15 protein-coding genes, 1 riboswitch and 1 other annotated feature are annotated in these 19503 nt (G+C 37.2%); of the genes, 2 read left to right on the plus strand and 13 right to left on the minus strand.

Annotation, left to right across the window (positions count from 1 at the left end; genetic code table 11):
• Positions 1-68: 68 nt before the first annotated feature.
• A complete protein-coding gene (gene tdc / locus A5819_RS00505) occupies positions 69-1925 on the minus strand; it encodes a tyrosine decarboxylase (RefSeq protein ID WP_086281197.1) in 1857 nt (618 codons plus the stop codon).
• A gap of 63 nt (positions 1926-1988) precedes the next feature.
• Positions 1989-3395, minus strand: a complete 1407-nt coding sequence (gene tyrP / locus A5819_RS00510; protein WP_086281194.1) for a tyrosine-tyramine antiporter — start codon at positions 3393-3395, stop codon at positions 1989-1991.
• Between the two features lie 382 nt (positions 3396-3777).
• Positions 3778-3981: a binding site (T-box leader), on the plus strand.
• Positions 3982-4033: 52 nt separating this feature from the next.
• Between tyrP and tyrS the strand changes: the two genes are divergently transcribed.
• Together tyrS and A5819_RS00520 are read left to right on the plus strand one after the other, a co-directional pair.
• Positions 4034-5302 (plus strand): tyrosine--tRNA ligase, encoded by a 1269-nt coding sequence (gene tyrS / locus A5819_RS00515; protein WP_086281192.1) that lies wholly within the window; start codon positions 4034-4036, stop codon positions 5300-5302.
• A 355-nt stretch (positions 5303-5657) separates the two neighbouring features.
• On the plus strand, positions 5658-5972 hold the full coding sequence (locus tag A5819_RS00520) for a YerC/YecD family TrpR-related protein (protein WP_086281189.1): 315 nt from the start codon (positions 5658-5660) through the stop codon (positions 5970-5972).
• Between the two features lie 154 nt (positions 5973-6126).
• On the opposite strand, the gene lpdA is transcribed toward A5819_RS00520, so the two are convergent.
• The 11 genes from lpdA to A5819_RS00575 form a co-directional block, all read right to left on the minus strand.
• Positions 6127-7533, minus strand: coding sequence for a dihydrolipoyl dehydrogenase (gene lpdA, locus A5819_RS00525; protein ID WP_010760823.1), 1407 nt, complete (start codon positions 7531-7533; stop codon positions 6127-6129).
• A gap of 7 nt (positions 7534-7540) precedes the next feature.
• Positions 7541-9184: a dihydrolipoyllysine-residue acetyltransferase gene (locus tag A5819_RS00530; RefSeq protein WP_086281186.1), complete on the minus strand. Its 1644-nt coding sequence runs from the start codon at positions 9182-9184 to the stop codon at positions 7541-7543.
• A 138-nt stretch (positions 9185-9322) separates the two neighbouring features.
• Complete coding sequence (locus A5819_RS00535) at positions 9323-10300, minus strand: alpha-ketoacid dehydrogenase subunit beta (RefSeq protein WP_025869282.1); 978 nt, start codon at positions 10298-10300, stop codon at positions 9323-9325.
• A gap of 2 nt (positions 10301-10302) precedes the next feature.
• The gene (gene pdhA / locus A5819_RS00540; protein ID WP_010764467.1) at positions 10303-11418 is read right to left on the minus strand and encodes a pyruvate dehydrogenase (acetyl-transferring) E1 component subunit alpha; all 1116 of its coding nucleotides are present in this window, start codon (positions 11416-11418) and stop codon (positions 10303-10305) included.
• 569 nt (positions 11419-11987) lie between these two features.
• Positions 11988-14624, minus strand: coding sequence for a magnesium-translocating P-type ATPase (gene mgtA, locus A5819_RS00545; protein WP_254907174.1), 2637 nt, complete (start codon positions 14622-14624; stop codon positions 11988-11990).
• 63 nt (positions 14625-14687) lie between these two features.
• A complete protein-coding gene (locus A5819_RS00550) occupies positions 14688-14888 on the minus strand; it encodes a hypothetical protein (protein WP_086281180.1) in 201 nt (66 codons plus the stop codon).
• Between the two features lie 121 nt (positions 14889-15009).
• A riboswitch (M-box (ykoK) riboswitch) is annotated at positions 15010-15178 on the minus strand.
• 84 nt (positions 15179-15262) lie between these two features.
• Positions 15263-15613 (minus strand): DUF6483 family protein, encoded by a 351-nt coding sequence (locus A5819_RS00555; RefSeq protein WP_254907175.1) that lies wholly within the window; start codon positions 15611-15613, stop codon positions 15263-15265.
• A 142-nt stretch (positions 15614-15755) separates the two neighbouring features.
• A complete protein-coding gene (locus tag A5819_RS00560; protein ID WP_086281177.1) occupies positions 15756-16037 on the minus strand; it encodes a SemiSWEET transporter in 282 nt (93 codons plus the stop codon).
• A complete protein-coding gene (locus tag A5819_RS00565; protein ID WP_086281175.1) occupies positions 16034-16378 on the minus strand; it encodes a PTS lactose/cellobiose transporter subunit IIA in 345 nt (114 codons plus the stop codon). The genes A5819_RS00560 and A5819_RS00565 overlap by 4 nt, the downstream gene beginning before the upstream one ends.
• Positions 16379-16393: 15 nt before the next feature.
• The gene (locus tag A5819_RS00570; RefSeq protein WP_086281172.1) at positions 16394-18406 is read right to left on the minus strand and encodes an alpha-amylase family protein; all 2013 of its coding nucleotides are present in this window, start codon (positions 18404-18406) and stop codon (positions 16394-16396) included.
• Positions 18399-19499 carry a DUF871 domain-containing protein gene (locus A5819_RS00575; protein WP_086281169.1) on the minus strand — a complete coding sequence of 367 codons (1101 nt, stop codon included), beginning with the start codon at positions 19497-19499 and terminating at the stop codon, positions 18399-18401. The genes A5819_RS00570 and A5819_RS00575 overlap by 8 nt, the downstream gene beginning before the upstream one ends.
• Positions 19500-19503 lie beyond the last annotated feature (4 nt).

Raw genomic sequence — 19503 nt, forward strand, 5'->3', positions numbered from 1 at the left:
TTTTTATAGAAAAGCTGCAGCTGCGGTAAAGCTGTTTTATCGCCTTACCGCACCCACAGTATTCAACTCTATTGCTCAGCGTAGATCGCTTCTAATTTTTCTTGGATCGCTGTTTTGATTTTTGCTGCATAGTCATCAAAGACTTCTTTGTCATTCATGTATGGTGACATACCAGCTGCACGTAAAATCGTTACTTTATCAGCACGTTCCCATTCAGCACGAGAGAAACCAAGGCTGTTAACAAATTCAAATGGGCTGTGACCATATTCTTCGATAGCAAAATCGGTATGTGATGTGATGAATTCATTGTTATATAATCCGCCTTTTGCATAAGAAGCATAGTCATAGAAATCATGATTCAATTTATTCATTTTCACAAGATCTGTATTGCCTTTTTCATTGAATACATAATCGACCATGTTAAAATCTGGTTTTGTTAAAGCATGGATTTCGATTGTTTTGTCACTGACTTTAAATTCTAAGCCATCGATGAAATGATAGAAGTGATAAGCTCCTTCAATACTTGCGCCCATCAATCTACCATAACCAGTTACGTTTAGTGGCAATACTTTATGAGCAGTCCAAACAGCAGCTGCAGTTGCACCAGCTTTAGACCCTTCAAGAATATAAGCTCCTAGTAATGCAGGAATATCTGCACCTTTTTCAAATACGTATGTTGCAAAGTAAGAAATCACGTCACGCATGCGGATATCTTTGATCACGACACCACCAGCTGAATAAGGGATGTAACCCATTTTGTGTGGATCGATCGTTACTGATTCAGCTTGTTCGATTGCTTTAAATGATTCATAAACTTCTCTTGTTAACCAATCATTTTTTTCTTGGAAGATGTTATGTTTTGCATAAACTTCTTCAATTTTATCCCATTCGATAAATTGGTCATTTTCATCTAAGAAGATTGAGCGACCATAACCACCATAGGCAGCATCCACATGTACGTAGAAATAAATACCTTCTTTTGCTAGTTTTTCACGTAATGCAATGATTTGATCGATACGGTCAACTTGACCTTCTTCTGTTGAGCCGACAACCCCAACTACACCAAGTGTAGGAATTCCTTGTGCTGCTAAATCACGGATTTGGGCTTCTAATTTATCAATATCCATGCGATATTCACTGTTGACTTCCCCAGCAATCACTTGATCTAACCCAATTCCGATAATATCTGCTGCTTTTAACCATGAATAATGTTTTGTTTGTGGTACGATCCATTTACCTAATTTATCTAAGTTTTTACCACTACGAGCAGATTGCGCTTTGATTTCATCAAATTGGTCTTGCACTTGATCTAAAATATCTAGCACTTCTGTTGTAGACATATTTAATAATTCCCAATCTGTTTTACCTGCAACCATTTCTGGTACAACTGCTTTGATAGCGAATGGTAAAGATTTCATATTGCGGGCATACCATAGACCTTCTAAGTTAGCGATTGAACCATCTGCTGCGATGTGACCCCAACCATTTTTATAGCTCATCAATGTAGCAAATTCTAAGCCAACTTCTTCTTCCATTTGTGATGTTGCTGGTGATGATTCATAAGCCACGTTATTGCCGTTCCAAAGCATTGCTGTTGTATAAGCAATAATTGATGGCATTAATGTTTCAGCGTTCATATGGCCCCAGAAACGGCCTGCTGAGTGCCAAGGAAGAGATTCTGTTCTTAAACGTGAAGACAACACATTGAAAACACTTCTCATATTGTCGGCCGTTTCTTGGAAACTTTTAGAACTTCTATCTTGCGGTGTAATAACTGGTAAATCTTGTGGCATATAATTTTGTCTCCAGCCTACATGCTCATCGAGCATTTTATTTAATAATTCTTTGAATAAATCAACGTTTTCACCTTTGTCACCTATAAATAATGCTTTTAAATTCGTATCGTCAGTATTGAAATTTTTCACGATAATTTCCTCCAATATTTTCATAATTTGTCATACTAAAAAATTTATATTTATGCTCGTCTCTTATTTATCAAGTTTCTTCCATTCTGGTTTTTTGTTTTTATAAATGATCAACGCAATACCAATCATGATCACAGTTGCTGCTACTTGATAAATCACATATGCTAAATGTCCACTTTGAGGAACAGAGGTTGGTGGAATCAAGCTGACTAAGATCGTAACAATCACACTCACGATAGCTAAGACTGAAACAAACCACATTAACCCATTTCCTTTGCTGCCTAATCTAAATGGACGTTCAACATTCGGCATGCTGTAACGCAATTTAATAGCTGAAAGTGAAATCAATAGATAGACTACGCAATATAAAATTGTTGTTGTAATTGTAATAATCAAGAACGCTGCACTAATATCTGGTACTACTACATACAAGAATGAAACAAGTGAAATAACGATTGCTTGGATCATCACAAAAACGATTGGAATACCTTTTGCATTACGTTTTTGGAAGAATGGTGGTAAATTCCCTTCTTCTGCAACTTTGATCATTGATTTACTTGGTCCTAAAACCCAAGCACTTAATTGAACAAGTACACCGATTAAGATCATCAAGGAAATAATATTATTGAAAATCGCTGGAATTCCAAGATCTTGCGTCATGATTACAAATGGTTGTGTAATATTTGCTAATTCCATTTTTCCAGCTGGTACGCTATCTGCTACACTTAAGCCAGCCGCTAAGTTGAAGACCACTAATAGTAAAACAGATGCAATAACCGCGATTGGATAATTCCGTTTTGGATTATCAATATTATTGGCGTGAACAGAAGAAATTTCTACTCCGGCAAAAATGAAGATGATCCCTGTCAAGGTTGGTAAGCTACCTAAGTCACTAAAATCTGGTAATAACTTGCTTGCTTCAAAATGACCTAAATAACTATCTTGGTTGATCCCATGTTTTGCCATGTACATTATCCCTAAAATAACTAGTGCAACAAAAGGAATATAGACACCGATCACAGCACCCCAGTCACCAGCAATTTTAACCATGTCAAATTTCAAATTAAGTAATGTAATACCCCAATATGAAATCAATATCATAATGAAAATAAATAAGTTGTTGTGTCCAAGATCGGGACGGTTGATTACATAACCAAGTAATACACCAACAGTTGATGCTACCATTACCATTCCGAAAAACATTTGTACCCATAATAACCATGACGTAACAAAACCCCATTTTTCACCAAAAGCATTACGCACCCAAACTTGTGGTCCGCCTTCTTCTGGCCAACCAGTTGATAATTCAGCTGAAATCAACGCAATTGGTAAAGCAAAACAACAAGCTGCAATCAACATATAAAATATTTGTGCCCATCCTGTCGATGCTAACGTTGGAACACTACGAACCGTTCCGAAAAAGGCCATGGTAATTCCGATTAATCCAAATAATGATAATTTCTTATTCATGTTTCTATTGACCTCCTGATTTAATTTATTTTTTGTTTCCCACATGTGAAATCACTCCCAAAGTATAGGTACGATTTACCTTCAAGTCAAAAAGAGTAGAATTAAAAAAAAAGCCTATTATTTAACATTTTTCTACTCTATCTAGCGCGTCGACGCTTTACTGCGTTAAAGTAATTATGTGAAAAAAACAGCATAAAAAAGCTTTTTGTAAAAAGCTCGTTCGTAATTGTCAGAAATTCCATTTCACTCTTGCCACTTTCAATAAACCTAGATTAAAGAGAGAACCGCTTGTATGAGAATCCCCTCATTCAAAAATAATAATCGAAAAAAAGAAGTATTTGACAAGTTGGCTTATTTGTCGTAGAATTGCTACAAAATAACATATCAAACTTTAATAAAGCGAAGTAGCAAGAATGTCCCTATTTCAGAGAGTCAACATTTAGTGAGAGTTGGCATATACATTTTTTGTGAATTACACTTTTAGTTTCCTACCGTAAGTAGGCGTCTATCTACGATACAGATTTGAGAGGTATATGATAAATTCATATACAATTTGGGTGGTAACACGGCGGAGTTCGTCCCATAGGCTAATAGCCTATGGGGCGTTTTTTATCTTATTTAGGAAAGGAAGAAGAAACATGACAAATATTATTGATGAATTAGAATGGCGTGGCGCCATCAACCAACAAACAGATAGCGAAGGTTTACGCGCATACGTTGAAACCGAGAGCATTTCACTATATTGCGGTGTGGATCCTACAGGAGATAGCATGCATATTGGGCATTTGATTCCTTTTATGATGCTAAAAAGATTCCAAGCATTTGGACACCATCCATTTATTTTGATCGGTGGCGCAACTGGAACAATTGGAGACCCAAGTGGAAGAACAACAGAACGTCAGTTACAAACAATGGAAACAGTTCAACATAACGTTGACTCTTTAACACGTCAAATGGAAAAATTATTTGCAGTCGACACTGACAACACATTGACTCTGGTCAACAACTACGATTGGACACATAGTCTTACTCTATTAGATTTCCTAAGAGACTTTGGTAAATTCTTTAACATCAACACCATGCTTGCAAAAGATATCGTAGCGAGTCGTTTGGAAACGGGAATTTCATTTACAGAATTCACGTACCAAATCCTACAATCAATGGACTTTTTACACCTATTCCAAAATAACAACGTCCGCATGCAAATCGGTGGTGCTGATCAATGGGGGAATATCACAGCTGGTCTGGATTTGATTCGAAAAAAGGAAGGCGCAGATGCCAAAGCCTTTGGTTTAACGATTCCATTAATGTTAAAAGCAGATGGCACAAAATTTGGGAAAACTGCTGGTGGTGCCGTTTGGCTTGATCCAGAAAAAACAACTCCTTACGAGTTCTACCAATTCTGGGTAAACCAAGATGATCGTGACGTAATCAAATACTTGAAATTCTTTACTTTCTTAACAAAAGAAGAAATCGATGCACTTGAAGTCAAAGTAGAAACTGAACCACATTTACGTGAAGCACAACGCGTATTAGCTGCTGAAATGACTAAATTTGTGCATAGTGAAGCGGACTTAAATGACGCATTAGCGATTTCAGAAGCATTGTTTTCTGGTAATGTAAAAAATCTAACGTCAAAACAAATTGAAGAAGGCTTTAAAAACATGCCAACTGTTGAAACAGAAACGCTTGATCAAAACCTTGTAGATTGGTTGATTGAATTAGGCATTGAGCCTTCAAAACGCCAAGCTAGAGAAGATATTACAAATGGCGCAATTTCAATCAATGGTGACCGTATCAAAGAATTAGACTTTGTTGTAACCTCAGATCACAGCTTTGATGGGAAATTCATCATTGTTAGAAAAGGGAAAAAACAATACACTTTAGTAAAATTGATTTCTAAGTAAAAGAGCTTATTTTTAAAAGAGTGAAGTAAAACGAAAAGTTCGTTTTACTTCACTCTTTTTATGTCATCTTTCTCTTAAGGCTATTCAATTTACTGGACAAAATAGAAAAAAGTTTTATAATAAGAAAATGATTGCGCACAATTACTATTGAAATACGGGGGTATTTTTATTTATTTGTGTAAATTAGTCTGTTATTTTTAACCAGAGTTTGACAAACCTGTTATCTAGCTACACGGACTAGCCTTTCGGGAAAAAGATAAAAATGGCGTGAGACAAAAAAACGTCTCAATCAATTTTTCCTATTTTCCTGTCAAGCCTAAACGTGTCCGCTTCGCTTTTAAATTAGGAGGAACTTATGAAAATCGACAAGATACAAGACGGCCACGGCGATGAGTTTTTCCGTTCTCTATTAGCTTTAGAAACATTGGAAGATTGTTACAATTACTTTGACGACTTGATGACATTAAAAGAACTTGATTCTATGATTCAACGGTTTGAAGTCGCAAAGCTACTTTTACTAAATAAAACCTATACTGACATCGCTGAAGCAACTGGTAGCAGTACCACGACTATTTCTCGAGTAAAACGAATTTTAGATGAAGGGAACGGCGGATTGCTCGAGATGGTTCATAGAATTGATGAACAAGATGGCGAAGAGCTTCATCACTAAGTTTGAAGAACGTTAATCTCTAAAAAAGCCGACTTTTAAAACGAGTATTTCTGCTCATTTTAAAGGTCGGTTTAATTTTTAGTGCGACTATATAAGTAAAACAAAAGACCGAGCTTGGCCAGCTCGGTCTTTCTTTGTGTGACAAATATGCTATTTAAATATGAATTGGCAAACCTAAAGCCAATTCAGAAGCATCCATAGTAATTTCCCCTAAAGATGGGTGTGGATGGATCGTTAATGCGATATCTTCAGCATTCATACCAGATTCAACCGCTAATGATAATTCAGAAATCATATCACTTGCGCCAACTCCGCCGATTTGTGCTCCGATAATCACATTGTCTTCGTTTGTTGTTACCAAACGTACGAATCCTTCAGTTTTACCTAAAGAAATAGCACGGCCGTTACCAGCGAATGGGAATTTATAAGCTGTTGCTTCTAAGCCCGCTTCTTTGGCTTCAGCGATTGTCATACCAACACTTGCTAGTTCAGGATCAGTGAAGGCTACAGCAGGCATTGCTTTGTAGTCCACTTCTACTTTTTTACCAGAAATTGCTTCAGCAGCAATTTTCGCTTCGTAGCTTGCTTTATGCGCAAGCGCCGCGCCTGGTACGATATCACCGATAGCAAAGATATTTGATACATTTGTTCTACCTTGTTTGTCCACTTTAACTAAACCACGTTCGCCAACTTCAACACCCGCTTGTTCTAAACCAAGATCATCCGTGTTTGGACGACGTCCAACAGTTACCATTACGTAGTCAGCAGTGACTGATTCTTCTTTACCGTCTACTTCATATTTAACTGTTACGCTGTCACCATTGTCGATGGCTTCTTTAGCCATTGCTTTCGTTACAACTGTTACATTTTTCTTCTTGAAATCATCTGTAACTAGTTTAACCATATCTTTTTCGTATGTTGGTAAAATTGAAGGACTACCTTCTAAAATCGTTACTTCAGAACCAAGGTTCGCATATGCGCCACCTAATTCTGCACCGATAACACCGCCACCGATGATCACAAATTTCTTAGGTACTTCTTTCAAGTTCAAACCACCAGTAGAATCTAAGACACGTCCGCCAAATTTAAATCCTGGGATTTCGATTGGGCGAGAACCTGTTGCCACGATTGCATTATTGAATGAGTAAGTTTGCGCTGAATCTGGATGGATCACACGTAATGTGTTTTCATCAACGAAGAAAGCTTCTCCTTCAATAATTTCGATTTTATGTTTTTTAAGAAGGAAACCAACACCGCTTGTCAAAGTATTAACAACTTTGTTGTCTTTCCATTCTTGTGTCTTTGTAAAATCTAACTCAACGTCTTTAGCTGTTACACCAAACATAGTTGAATCTAGTGATTCTTGATAGTGATGTCCCGCTGCGATCAATGCTTTAGAAGGAATACATCCAACGTTTAAACATACACCGCCGATAAACTCACGTTCAATGATCGCAACTTTTTGACCCATTTCAGCAGCACGAATCGCTGCAACATATCCTCCAGGGCCTGAACCAATTACGACTGTATCTAATTCAATGGCGAAATCTCCTACTACCATGTGATAATCATCCTTCCATTAATAATAATTCTGGATCAGCTAATAAACGCTTGATGTTGTTCATTGCTTTTTGAGCAGTTGCGCCATCAACGATACGGTGGTCAAAACTCATTGAAAGTTTCATGACACGTCCAACAACGATTTCCCCGTCTGCATTTACAACTGGTTGAGTTGCAATTGTACCTACACCTAAAATGGCTACTTCAGGGTAGTTGATAACTGGTGTGAACCAGCCGCCGCCAACTGAACCGATATTACTGATTGTGATAGAACCGTCACGCATATCCGCAGCAGTTAGTTTACCATCGATTGCAAGAGCTGCTTTTTCGTTGATTTCATCAGCGATTGCAAACATGCTCTTAGTGTTCGCATTTTTAACATTTGGTACATATAAACCATGATCAGTGTCTGTTGCAATACCAATGTTATAGTAGTTTTTATAAACGATTTCTTGTGCTGCATCATCAATTGATGCATTCAAGATTGGGAATTTTTGAACCGTTGCAGTCAATGCTTTCACAACATATGGTAAGAATGTTAATTTCGTACCGTTAGCTGCTGCAACATCTTTAAATTTCTTACGGTGATCCCATAATTTAGATACTTCAACTTCGTCATGCAGTGTAACGTGCGGTGCAGTATGTTTACTGTTAACCATCGCTTTAGCAATTGCTTTACGAGTTGGTGTCATTTTTTCGCGTGTTTCAGCTTCACCTAAGTCAGAAACAAATGGTTTAGCTGGTGCTTTTGGCGCTGCTGTTTCAGTTGCTGCTGGAGTTGCCGCAGTTTGTTCAGCTTGTGCTGGTGCTGGTGCTGCTGCTTGTCCACCACTTGAGATAAACGCTTCGATGTCCGCTTTTGTGACACGTCCACCTTTTCCAGTTGGTGCAACTTGTGTGATATCTACATCTTTTTCACGAGCAAATTGACGTACTGATGGCATAGCCAACACACGTTTGTTTGGATCAGCCGCTGCTACAACACCCGTTGAGGCTGCTGATGCTGGTGCTGCTTGTTCTGTTTGGGCAGGTGCACTTGCTGCTGGTGCTGCTGCACTTGGTGCAGAATTATGTCCAGGTGCATCGATTTCAATCAATACATCTCCAACATTTGCTACTGTACCTTCTGGAACAACAATGTTTTTAACAGTTCCTGTAACTGGTGAAGGAATTTCTTCAACAGATTTATCGTTTTGAACTTCCAATAATGTATCATCTTCGTTGATTGTATCGCCTGATTTAACGAACCATTTTACGATTTCGCCTTCTGCAATACCTTCACCGATATCTGGCAATTTAAATTGGAATACACCGCCGCCGTTGTCAGCTGCTGGCGCTTCTGGAGTCGCTGCTGGTTGCGCAGGTGTTTGTTCTTGAGCTGGAGCTGCTGGTGCAGCGTCATTTTCAGGATGTCCAGGTGCATCGATTTCGATCAATACATCTCCAACATTTGCAACTGTGCCTTCTGGTACTACGATAGCTTTAACTGTTCCTGTAACTGGAGATGGAATCTCTTCTACAGATTTATCGTTTTGAACTTCTAATAATGTATCATCTTCATTGATGGTATCTCCTGCTTTAACGAACCATTTTACGATTTCGCCTTCTGCAATACCTTCACCAATATCTGGTAATTTAAATTGATAAGCCATTTTTTAAGCCTTCCCTTCCTTTATCGTATCTGTCTAACTAGTTATTTGCAGAAAACAACAGCGCTAAATTTCCACGTGATAAAAAATATCACGTGAAAATCAGAGTATGTTTTTAAAGCAAATTGGTTTAGTTTCTAATTAAAATTCTGCGATTTCTCTAGCTTTCGCTTCGATATCTTTAGCATTTGGCAACCAAATGTTTTCTGCTTGTCCAAATGGGAAGATCGTATCTGGAGCAGATACGCGGCCAATTGGCGCTTCTAAGGATAATACTGCACGTTCAGAAATTTCAGAAACAACCATAGCACCAACACCAGCTTGTTTTTGTGCTTCTTGAACCACTACTACACGACCAGTTTTTTCAACTGATTTAATGATTGTTTCAACATCTAAAGGAGCAACAGTACGTAAGTCAATGATTTCAACAGAAATATTATCTTTCGCTAAGTTGTCAGCTGCTTTAATTGCTTCACGAACCATTGCACCGTAAGTAATGATAGAAACGTCTGTACCTTCACGGGTTACTGCTGCTTTATCTAAAGGCACTTCGTACGCTTCATCCGGCACTTCCTCACGGAAAGAACGGTATAGTTTCATGTGCTCTAGATAGACAACAGGGTCATTGCTTCTGATTGCAGAAATCAATAGTCCTTTTGCATCATATGGATTTGATGGAATAACGACACGGATACCAGGAGATTGAGCAATCAATCCTTCTAAGTTATCTGAGTGAAGTTCTGGTGTATGCACACCACCACCAAAAGGCGCACGAACAGTAATAGGCATATTACGTGTTCCACCCATACGGTAACGAGTACGAGCCATTTGACCTACAATTTCGTCAAAGACTTCAAATACGAATCCAAAGAATTGGATTTCAGGAACTGGACGATAACCTTCTAAAGCTAAACCAAAAGCTAAACCACCGATTCCAGATTCTGCTAAAGGAGTATCGAAGACACGGTCTTCGCCAAATTTTTCTTGTAAGCCTTCTGTTGCACGGAAAACTCCGCCATTTTTACCAACGTCTTCACCGAAGACCAAGACGTTTTCGTCTTTCTCTATTTCAAGAGCTAAGGCATCTGTAATTGCTTGGATCATTGTTTTTTGTGCCATGATTATTTCGACTCCTTCGCTTCGTAGAATGCAATTTGTTCTTTAATATTTTGAGGTTGAACTTCAAACATGTTTTTCAAGAAATCAGAAACTTTTTGTTTTGGAACTTTATCTGCTTCAGCAATTGCTACTTTGATTTCTTCTTTCGTTTTTTCGATTACTTCGTTTTCTTTTTCTTCAGACCATAAGCCTTTGTCTTCTAGATATTTACGGAAACGAACTAGTGGATCTTTTTGTACCCATTCGTCATCCATGTCTTTTGAACGGTAACGAGTTGGATCATCACCTGATAATGTATGTGGACCATAACGGTAAGTTAATGTTTCAATTAAAACAGGACCATTTCCATTTGCAGACCATTCACGAGCTTCTTTAGCAATTGCATAAACTGCCAGTGGATCCATTCCGTCAACGACGATTCCTGGAATTCCTGCAGCTACTGCCTTTTGTGCTAATGTTTTAGCTGCTGTTTGTTTTTCACGAGGTGTTGAAATCGCAAAACCATTGTTTTGGATGATGAACACGCCGTTTGCATGATAGGCTCCTGCAAAGTTGATTGCTTCATAGAAATCACCTTGTGAAGAACCGCCATCACCTGTATAAGTGAAGACAACGTTTTTCTTGCCGCGTTTTTTCATTCCTAAAGCAACTCCTGCTGCTTGGATGTATTGGGCACCAATGATGATTTGTGGTGGTAGAGCATTTAATTCTGGCGCATAGTGGTTACCCGCTACGTGGCCACGAGACCAAAGAAAAGCTTCTGTTAATGGTAAACCATGTTGAACTAATTGAGGTACATCACGATAACCTGGTAATAAGTAATCTTCTTTTTCCATCGCAAATTGGCTTGCCAATTGACTTGCTTCTTGTCCAGCAGTTGGTGCGAAGAAGCCTAGACGGCCTTGACGGTTCAACGCAGTTGAACGTTGGTCTAATACACGTGACCAAACCATACGAGTCATTAATTCTACTAGTTCGTCATCTGATAAATCTGGTACAGCATCTTTGTTTACGATTTTCCCATCTTTATCTAAAATTTGAAATGTTGGGAAATCAGCGTCGACTTTTTCCATAAGTGCTTTAAAGTCAATAGGTTTTTGTTTCTTTGCCTTTGCCATTTTGTCACACAATCCTCTCTGTTACGTTTCTTTTTTTCGTAAAAAGTAAAACAGCGTCAAAAACTGTATTACTTTTTATCGACTACACTTACAAATTATCACTAATCAGATAAAAGAGCAAGTAAAAAGTTATCATTTCTTTAAATTTCATTAAAATACCTAAAACCTTTCGTACCAAAGGTTAGTGATTAAAATCACAAAAGAGAAACCGTTTTATATAATGCCTTCCCAATCGTATCTTTTGACAAACAACTGTTATATTCACTGTGTTCATTGTTATGCTACAGTAAATTTGTAAGTTAGAAATTGTTTGCTAAAAAATGTACAGACTTTTTTAACCCATAAAAAAATGAGCAAAGACAAAATTCTAGTAATTTTGTCTTTGCCCCATAAAAACGAATATTAATAAATTAAAAGGTATTTTTCTTCGATATTCACGAATAACAACTTTGATCCTAATACTATTTTTCGTTATTTACACTTCATAATCTTTTCTTAAAAAAGTAAATCGAAGTCTTCCATTTCCTAAATCAGCTGACTTATAAAAATAAAATCAGTATTTTTCTAAATTAAATCCACTCTTTAGTGATATGAATATATAGTCGTTTAGCAAATTCTACTGTGATCAAATATAGTACAATGATCAAAATGAACCAACCCCAATAATTAGCTGGAAGTTTCACAAAGTCGAAAACCTCTCTAATTGGTGTCAAGACAATCAATAACCCTAAGCCAACTGCGCCTAAACTAGAAAGAATCACAGCAGGTGATGCGATACTTTGGATAAATGGAAGTTTTCTTGTCCGGACCATTTGAACAACCAATGTTTGGCTAACTAAACCGACTACAAACCAACCAGTTTGGAATAAATGTTGACTGCCTACTGTATTTGCGCTGAAAACAAACCACATCACCAGATAGGTCATGATATCAAATATGCTACTGACTGGACCAATGCACAAAGTAAATTTCATCAATCCGTTTGTTTCCCAACGCACAGGTTTCAGTAAATCTTCCTCATCAACGTTATCCCAAGGAATCGCCAATTGCGCAATATCATAAATCAAATTTTGAATCAACAATTGAATCGAAAGCATTGGTAGGAATGGTAAAAAGGCACTTGCAATCAAAATCGAGAACACATTTCCAAAGTTAGAACTGATCGTGATTTTAATGTATTTCATCATATTGCTAAAGACTTTTCGACCTTCGATCACACCATCTTCTAAAACATTCAAACTCTTTTCCAATAAAATGATTGAGCTAGCGTCTTTCGTTATATCGGCTGCTGTATCAACCGAAATTCCTACATCTGCTTTACGAAGTGCTGGTGCATCATTGATACCATCTCCCATAAAGCCAACTGTATGGCCATTCCCTTGAAGTGTTTCGATGATTCTAGCTTTTTGCATTGGGTTTAATTTGGCAAATAAGTTCGTTTTTTCAACTTCTTTTTTCATTTGTTCATCTGACATATCATCGATATCTGTTCCAAGCACTACATGTGATACTTCGATCCCAACATCACTGCAGACTTTCTTGGCAACAATATCATTATCACCAGTTAACACTTTTACATTAACGCCATGTTCATGCAATGATTTGATTGCGGTGATCGCTGATTTTTTTGCCGGGTCTAAAAAGCCCATAAAACCGATCAACGTCATTCCGTGTTCATCTTCTACACTATAAATGGCCTCACTATGAACATCTTTTTTTACAGCAACAGCTAAAGCACGCATCCCTTGCTCATTCATTCGGATATTTACTTCACGCATTCTTTTTTGTAGCTCTGGTGTTAAGGGGACGATTTCACCATTGATTTCAGCATGTGTACAAACAGCTTCCATCTCTTCGACAGCACCTTTAGTGATCATCAATTGATGACCATCTGCATTAACGACTACCGTTAAACGACGACGAGAAAAATCAAAAGGAATTTCATCTAATTTAGTCACTGAGTGATATGGACTATGATTATCGTTTTCTTCATAAAAATTGATTACAGCGATATCCATTAAGTTTTTCCAGCCTGTTTGATAATGAGAATTTAAAAAGGCCATATCTAAAACTTGATCATTGACTTCACCTAATGGGTCTAGATGTTGAACCAAAACAACTCTATCCTCTGTGATCGTTCCTGTTTTGTCTGTACAAAGAATATCCATACTGCCTAAATTTTGAATAGATGGTAATTCTTTTACGATTACTTTATGCTTAGATAAACTTAATGCGCCTTTAGCTAAATTACTGGTTACGATCATTGGCAACATTTCAGGCGTTAACCCAACAGCAACAGCAATTGCAAAGAAAAATGCTTCGCTCCATTCGCCTTTGGTGATCCCATTGATCAAAAATACGATCGGAAACAGAATCATGACCATTCTTAGCAAAAACTTACTGACTTTGGTCAAGCCGATGTCAAAAGACGTTTTTCCACGTTGGGTCGTTGCATTTTTAGCAATGTCGCCAAAGAAAGTATTTTGTCCTGTTTTCAAAATAATCGCTTTTCCTTGTCCGCTTAATACATCCGTTCCCATAAAGACTAAATCTTGCATATCTAAGGCTGCAACAGATTCGGAATTTTTATCGATCCCTGCATCTACAAACTTTTCGACTGGCATTGATTCACCAGTTAATGACGATTGATTGATAAACAAATCTTTTGTCCAAATCAACACCGCATCGGCTGGGATCATATCCCCTGTCGCCAAAGTCACGATGTCTCCTGGTACAACTTCATCCATCGGAATTTCTTTTATTTGACCACCACGTGTCACAGCAGTTGTATTTTCAATAAGTTCTTTTAAACTCAAACTTGCTTTTTGAGAGCGATATTCTTGAATAAAGGCAATAATAACGCTAGCTAAAATCATGATCCCCATCACAAGGGCTGCTTCAAAATCTTTTGTAACTGCTGAAACAACCATCAATAAAGCTAATACATAAACAAATGGATCTTTAAATGCTTCTAAAAACATAATAATTGCTGGTGTTGGTTTTTGTGCAGAAACTTCATTGGGACCATATTCTTCTAATCGATGTTTAGCATCTTCTTCGGATAAACCTTTTTCTGAAGTCCGAAGCTCCATCATTAATTCTCGTTCAGACAACATTGCTAGTTTTTTTAACTCTTGATCTTTTGTAGCTTTTTTTAAATCTACTATTTTTTTATTCATCATTTTCTTTTCCTCCTTGCACTTCATCTTATCTAGAAGGAGAAAAGAAAGGTTATTTCAATTCCATCGTTTCTAAGATGAAGGGGACATTTATTTTATTTCTCGAATGACTGGGGTCTTCCATACGGCTCTTCCTCTCTTTTTGTTTATTTTGGAACGATGGATTTTTTTAGATGGGGCTTTTGTTTTTCTTCTGACCGCTTGTTTCTTTTTGCGGAACTTCGCTCCCTTTGGTCGCCAAGTACTGTCCATCATCAGCTCTGGCAGAGCCAGTCGCTGTGATTCATACAAAGGTCACAACTCTCCTTTCAGTCGCCTTGTACTGTTTAACATCAGATTGCTCCGCAATCTGTGTTAAACAGCAAAACGCACACTAAACAATAGAGTGTGCGTTAAAATAGCAACTTAAATAAAAGTTTCTCTATCGTTGAGCTTTAGCACTATAGGGCGTAGATAATTTCTTATCAGCTACGTTATGAATGACCTTCACGATCATTCCTGTTCAACCAACTAAGAGTCTCTCGATTCTTTCGCGGCAGTAGCATGTGTCCAAATAGGAGCCTCACCTAACAATTATTCAGTTCTTAATCCTTATTCATCATAGTTCATATTTTTCTAATTGTCAAAAGAAAACGAAATAATTCAAAAATACCTTTTTTTATTGCTCAGGCTAATTCTGCTCTCCCTTGAGCGATTTCTGTTCTTGAAAAATTAGCCATTGTTAACTCTTCATCTGATAACTCCTCCACGAGGTCATAAAACCAGTTACCAAGACCCACAAATTGCTCATTTGTCATGTTTTTAGATTCTAAAAACAAGATATTTTCAGCTTGATTCACTTCTTGTTTCAAAATCAGCTCTGATAGATAACTTTGAATTGGAACAGAATAATTTTCTCCTGTTCCTTCATCCATCACCATAATCATTGGCATAACTTGATCTGCTGAACTTTTCTTAAAAGGATTAAACACGACCATTTTTAATTGTCTCATATACCAATCTTCTTCGTATGCCATTATTATGTCACTCTCCTTTTCAGCCTTAGCCAAACTTCCAATTCATTTTACTCATCAGTTTCTAATCTACTCTTTCATTCTACCATTAAACATAAGCCATGTTAGTAGATGCTAAAGAAATAAGAAAGACTAAAACACAGATTTAACTGCGTTCAGTCTCTTTTTTATTTACACCATTCACTGCTTGTAATTTCAAATACAAAATAATAGAACAGGGCATAAGTGTCACAATATTCGTCAGTAAAACGGCAATATCTCCATTTAAAGCCCCATAAATCACCCATGAAAACACACCTATGACAAACATAATGTACGTAATTAGGGAAATCCCTTCCGTTTGTTTCGTCTTGATTGTCTGGATAGCTTGCGGAATAAATGAAATACTGGTACAGACACCTGCTATTACACCTAATAGTGTCATCATTTTCCTGCTAACTCTTCCACTAGATTTTTTAATTCATAAAAATTTTTATTCATTTCTAGAAGTTCGTTTGCAACATCTCTAAGCACAACAGTTGTCATCAACTGATCTTCTGCGTGCATAAAAAGCAGTGTAAGTTCAACATTTTTTTCTTTTGCTTCTTGTGTGATTACAGTAAAATGCTCCTTTTCTCCAGCTCGTAATGATTCATTAGCTTCATTGATCAGCTGTTCTGCCTCTTTAAATTTTCCTTTTCTTGCATAGTCCATGCTCTCCATCACTTTTGATTTAGCGGTTCCTACTGTACTGATAATATTAAAAGCTGTTAATTCTAATCCATCCATATTTGTCACATCTTTCTATTTGTAAGTTAAGGCAATTATTTCATATCCATCAATCTTCGATACATCAAAAACTAGTTTTCCTTCAATCATGTCAAATGGCAACTCCTTTTGAGCTGTTACTTGAACAAGACTTTCAACCATACACTCTTTTAAAGCTAACTTCAACGCAATCAATGATACATCCAATTGAACAGTTTGGTTATATAATGGAATTTTGTCTTCAATCGTATCTAAATCTAATGCACGTCGTTCTGGAATATAATGTAGCAAATTTAAAATGATCCTTTTTTCAATCGCTTGATGGTTCAATATTACATCTGCTGAAGTTGGTAAGTCACTATTGACTAGTTTTCTTCCCTCTAAAAGAAAATCAATTCCAGCTAAAATCAACTCTTTGTATGCTTTTACCCCTTGTTTTTTATACATGTCAAAAAGTGGAAACGGGTAATAGATTACTTGCGCAGCTACCGTAACTGCTGGATTACTTGTTTTTTGACCAACAGGTGCTTGAAAATGAGAATAATAATGTTGGTAACTTCGTTCCACAAGTGGTGCAGCCACAACTCCTTTTACGACGCTCGTGATAGGGGTAACTACAAGTCCTTTGCCATGTAAAACTAATTCACCTTGAGGCAGTTTAGAAAAGAAGTTTGCATCAAAATAACCATACATTGGCTCTGATTGATATTCTCCTTGATAGTGAACACCCCAACTTTCACTAAATTGTTGACCCTCAACTAGACCGCTGTAGTGGGTAGCTAAAATTTTCCCTCCTTGATCTAAGTAATCATGGATCAGGTTCGTTAATTCACGTGTCAATACCAATTTGTCTGGAAGTATCAACACTTGATAGTTAGACCAGTTCATTTTGTGATCGACAATATCAAATTGATAATGGGCTTCATTTAGCATATTCACTGCTCCAGCTAATGACAAATCAACTTTTTCTTCACACGTTTCAACGATTCCAGGATGTAAAATAGCAATTTCTGTTATTGCTTTTGAATCCTCGTTGTAGATTTCTAACTGTTTTACTTGACTGTACACATTGCCGATCAATTCATATGTTGCCTGCTGCAATGTTCCATCTGGATACATTTGATCCCCAATTGAACATTTGGCCCCATGTGCAAGTGCTAAAAAGGATTCATATTCCAGAGCAACTTGATTTTTGTAACTTCCAAAATCAGCCCACACCTTATGAAATTTTCCAGTCATACCAAGGTACTCTTTCCCTAAATTCTTAGCATAACGCACGACCGTTGGAAAATGTTGATAACCCCAAGCACCACTTGGTAGTGATTCTATTTCTAAATGACTGTACTCCGCAAGATTAGGACGAATACTGGGAATGATATTCCCTTCATTAAAAAAAATCGGACAATTATCGTCTATTGCTCTGATTGTTTGATAGATCTCAGCTTTTAAAAACTGCTCAGTTTTTTTTGCAAAAGTATCGCGATCACCCTCGTTTTCTGGATTATAACCACTCTCTAGCATTTTCTTGATACAATCATTACAACAACAAGGATCTTGCCAGACAATATCGAAGAATAATCCGTCCAGTTTACCTTTGAAATGATCCATTGTATCCTTAATTTGTCTTTTTAAATAACCTAAATAAGGAGTATTAAAACAGAGTGTTTTCCAGCCGGGAGCCAGTTGTCCATAGTCTTCAAACCCATACATACTACCGTCAACTTTACGTTCTAACCATTCTGGATGGTGGTCAGCTGCGTATGCATCCCAGCCAACACTTAAATAGATTGGCGCTTTGAGCCCAATTTCGTGACAAGCATCTACTTGCTCCATCAGGAAATCTTTTTTCATCTGAGGATGCTTGGCTGGTAAATCTGTTTGATAATAAATATGCCCATGATGACATCGTCCGGTCAATGTTACTGAATCAACTTCTGCTTTAAGTAACGTTTGCTGGAACTTTTTTTTATCAAAGTTTTTGCCTAATTCAAAAGGAAGTTCTGGCGTATGAAAATCCAAATGAATCTGCCGTGATGCTAGTTTACTCATCGTGATTTGCCTCCCGAAACTGGAATTTCGTCCACGGCTTAACATAAGGAATCAAAAACAGTTCATCTGATTTGATTTTAGCAACCAGATTTTTTTCGCCTTTGCCGTTAGGCATTTCTTGTTTGACGATATTTAACTCTCCTTTATATTGACCAAACCTATTATTCCCCACCGTGACATCACCTAAAGTAACTGTTTCAACAGTATTATTAGCTGGAAGATCACTCGTTTGATAGTTCAGTTTGACAAAAGTTGATCGAATACTATAACTATTGATATCTCCACGATTAAAATGCTGGTGCTCAAGCACGATCTCTTTTTCAAGCGCTGTGGTTCCTTCTGAAAAAACAACATCAAACTGAAGTTGATTCGTCAATAATTGACTGAGTGCTTTTATTTCATCCTCTGAGGCAAAAGCATTGGCGATAATAATGTCATCGATCAGACCTGTTGCAATAAAATGTTTAGCTTGTAGAGTGATCGGCAAGTCACGATGGAATTCAAGCGTACATAATCCATCAGTATATGGATGAGGACCATGGCTAGCTTCATGAGAGTTCACAAATGCAGCCGTTCGTAAGCCTAATTTTTTATATTTTTCAGAGCATTTGATAAAGTAATCATAATCCAACCCAGTAAAACGTTGTGGATAAAAGTTATGACAGCCAATGATTCTTTTTTTATTTGGCTGATATGAAAGAACATTCTCTAAATAGTACGTATCATTACTGATATTTACTTCCAAATCCAAATCAGTCAGATCAAAAGTAATCAAAGATTCTACTAATCCATCAAAACTTGAATCCAAACGAATGCCTGTTGCCCCCATTTCTTTAAAGAAAGATAAATCGTGATAGCTAATGTTCAATTGATCAAATACTGCTGGATTCAAGTCCAAAATCACTTCCATATTACGCTTTCTAGCATGTTGGATCGCTGTTTTTAAAACAGTGATAACTTGTTTTTCTTCTCCTTTGTCAATCATCAACAGATTAGTAAACACTCGACCAAAACCATATTTTGCCGCTAAGTCAATATAGGCAATTGTTTCAGCCATTTTTTCTTTATAGGGATAAATCGAAATTCCTAACATAAAT

Origin of the sequence: Enterococcus sp. 7E2_DIV0204, from assembly GCF_002140855.1 — a bacterium.
Classification (GTDB): domain Bacteria; phylum Bacillota; class Bacilli; order Lactobacillales; family Enterococcaceae; genus Enterococcus_L; species Enterococcus_L lemimoniae.

Coding starts and splice junctions, on each gene's coding strand:
- tyrP (WP_086281194.1), bottom strand. CDS start 3,395: ATGAATAAGAAATTATCATTATTTGGATTAATCGGAATTACCATGGCC.
- A5819_RS00535 (WP_025869282.1), bottom strand. CDS start 10,300: ATGGCACAAAAAACAATGATCCAAGCAATTACAGATGCCTTAGCTCTT.
- pdhA (WP_010764467.1), bottom strand. CDS start 11,418: ATGGCAAAGGCAAAGAAACAAAAACCTATTGACTTTAAAGCACTTATG.
- A5819_RS00560 (WP_086281177.1), bottom strand. CDS start 16,037: ATGATGACACTATTAGGTGTAATAGCAGGTGTCTGTACCAGTATTTCA.
- A5819_RS00565 (WP_086281175.1), bottom strand. CDS start 16,378: ATGGATGGATTAGAATTAACAGCTTTTAATATTATCAGTACAGTAGGA.
- A5819_RS00520 (WP_086281189.1), top strand. CDS start 5,658: ATGAAAATCGACAAGATACAAGACGGCCACGGCGATGAGTTTTTCCGT.
- mgtA (WP_254907174.1), bottom strand. CDS start 14,624: ATGAAGTGCAAGGAGGAAAAGAAAATGATGAATAAAAAAATAGTAGAT.
- A5819_RS00555 (WP_254907175.1), bottom strand. CDS start 15,613: ATGGCATACGAAGAAGATTGGTATATGAGACAATTAAAAATGGTCGTG.
- tyrS (WP_086281192.1), top strand. CDS start 4,034: ATGACAAATATTATTGATGAATTAGAATGGCGTGGCGCCATCAACCAA.
- A5819_RS00530 (WP_086281186.1), bottom strand. CDS start 9,184: ATGGCTTATCAATTTAAATTACCAGATATTGGTGAAGGTATTGCAGAA.
- lpdA (WP_010760823.1), bottom strand. CDS start 7,533: ATGGTAGTAGGAGATTTCGCCATTGAATTAGATACAGTCGTAATTGGT.
- A5819_RS00575 (WP_086281169.1), bottom strand. CDS start 19,499: ATGTTAGGAATTTCGATTTATCCCTATAAAGAAAAAATGGCTGAAACA.
- A5819_RS00570 (WP_086281172.1), bottom strand. CDS start 18,406: ATGAGTAAACTAGCATCACGGCAGATTCATTTGGATTTTCATACGCCA.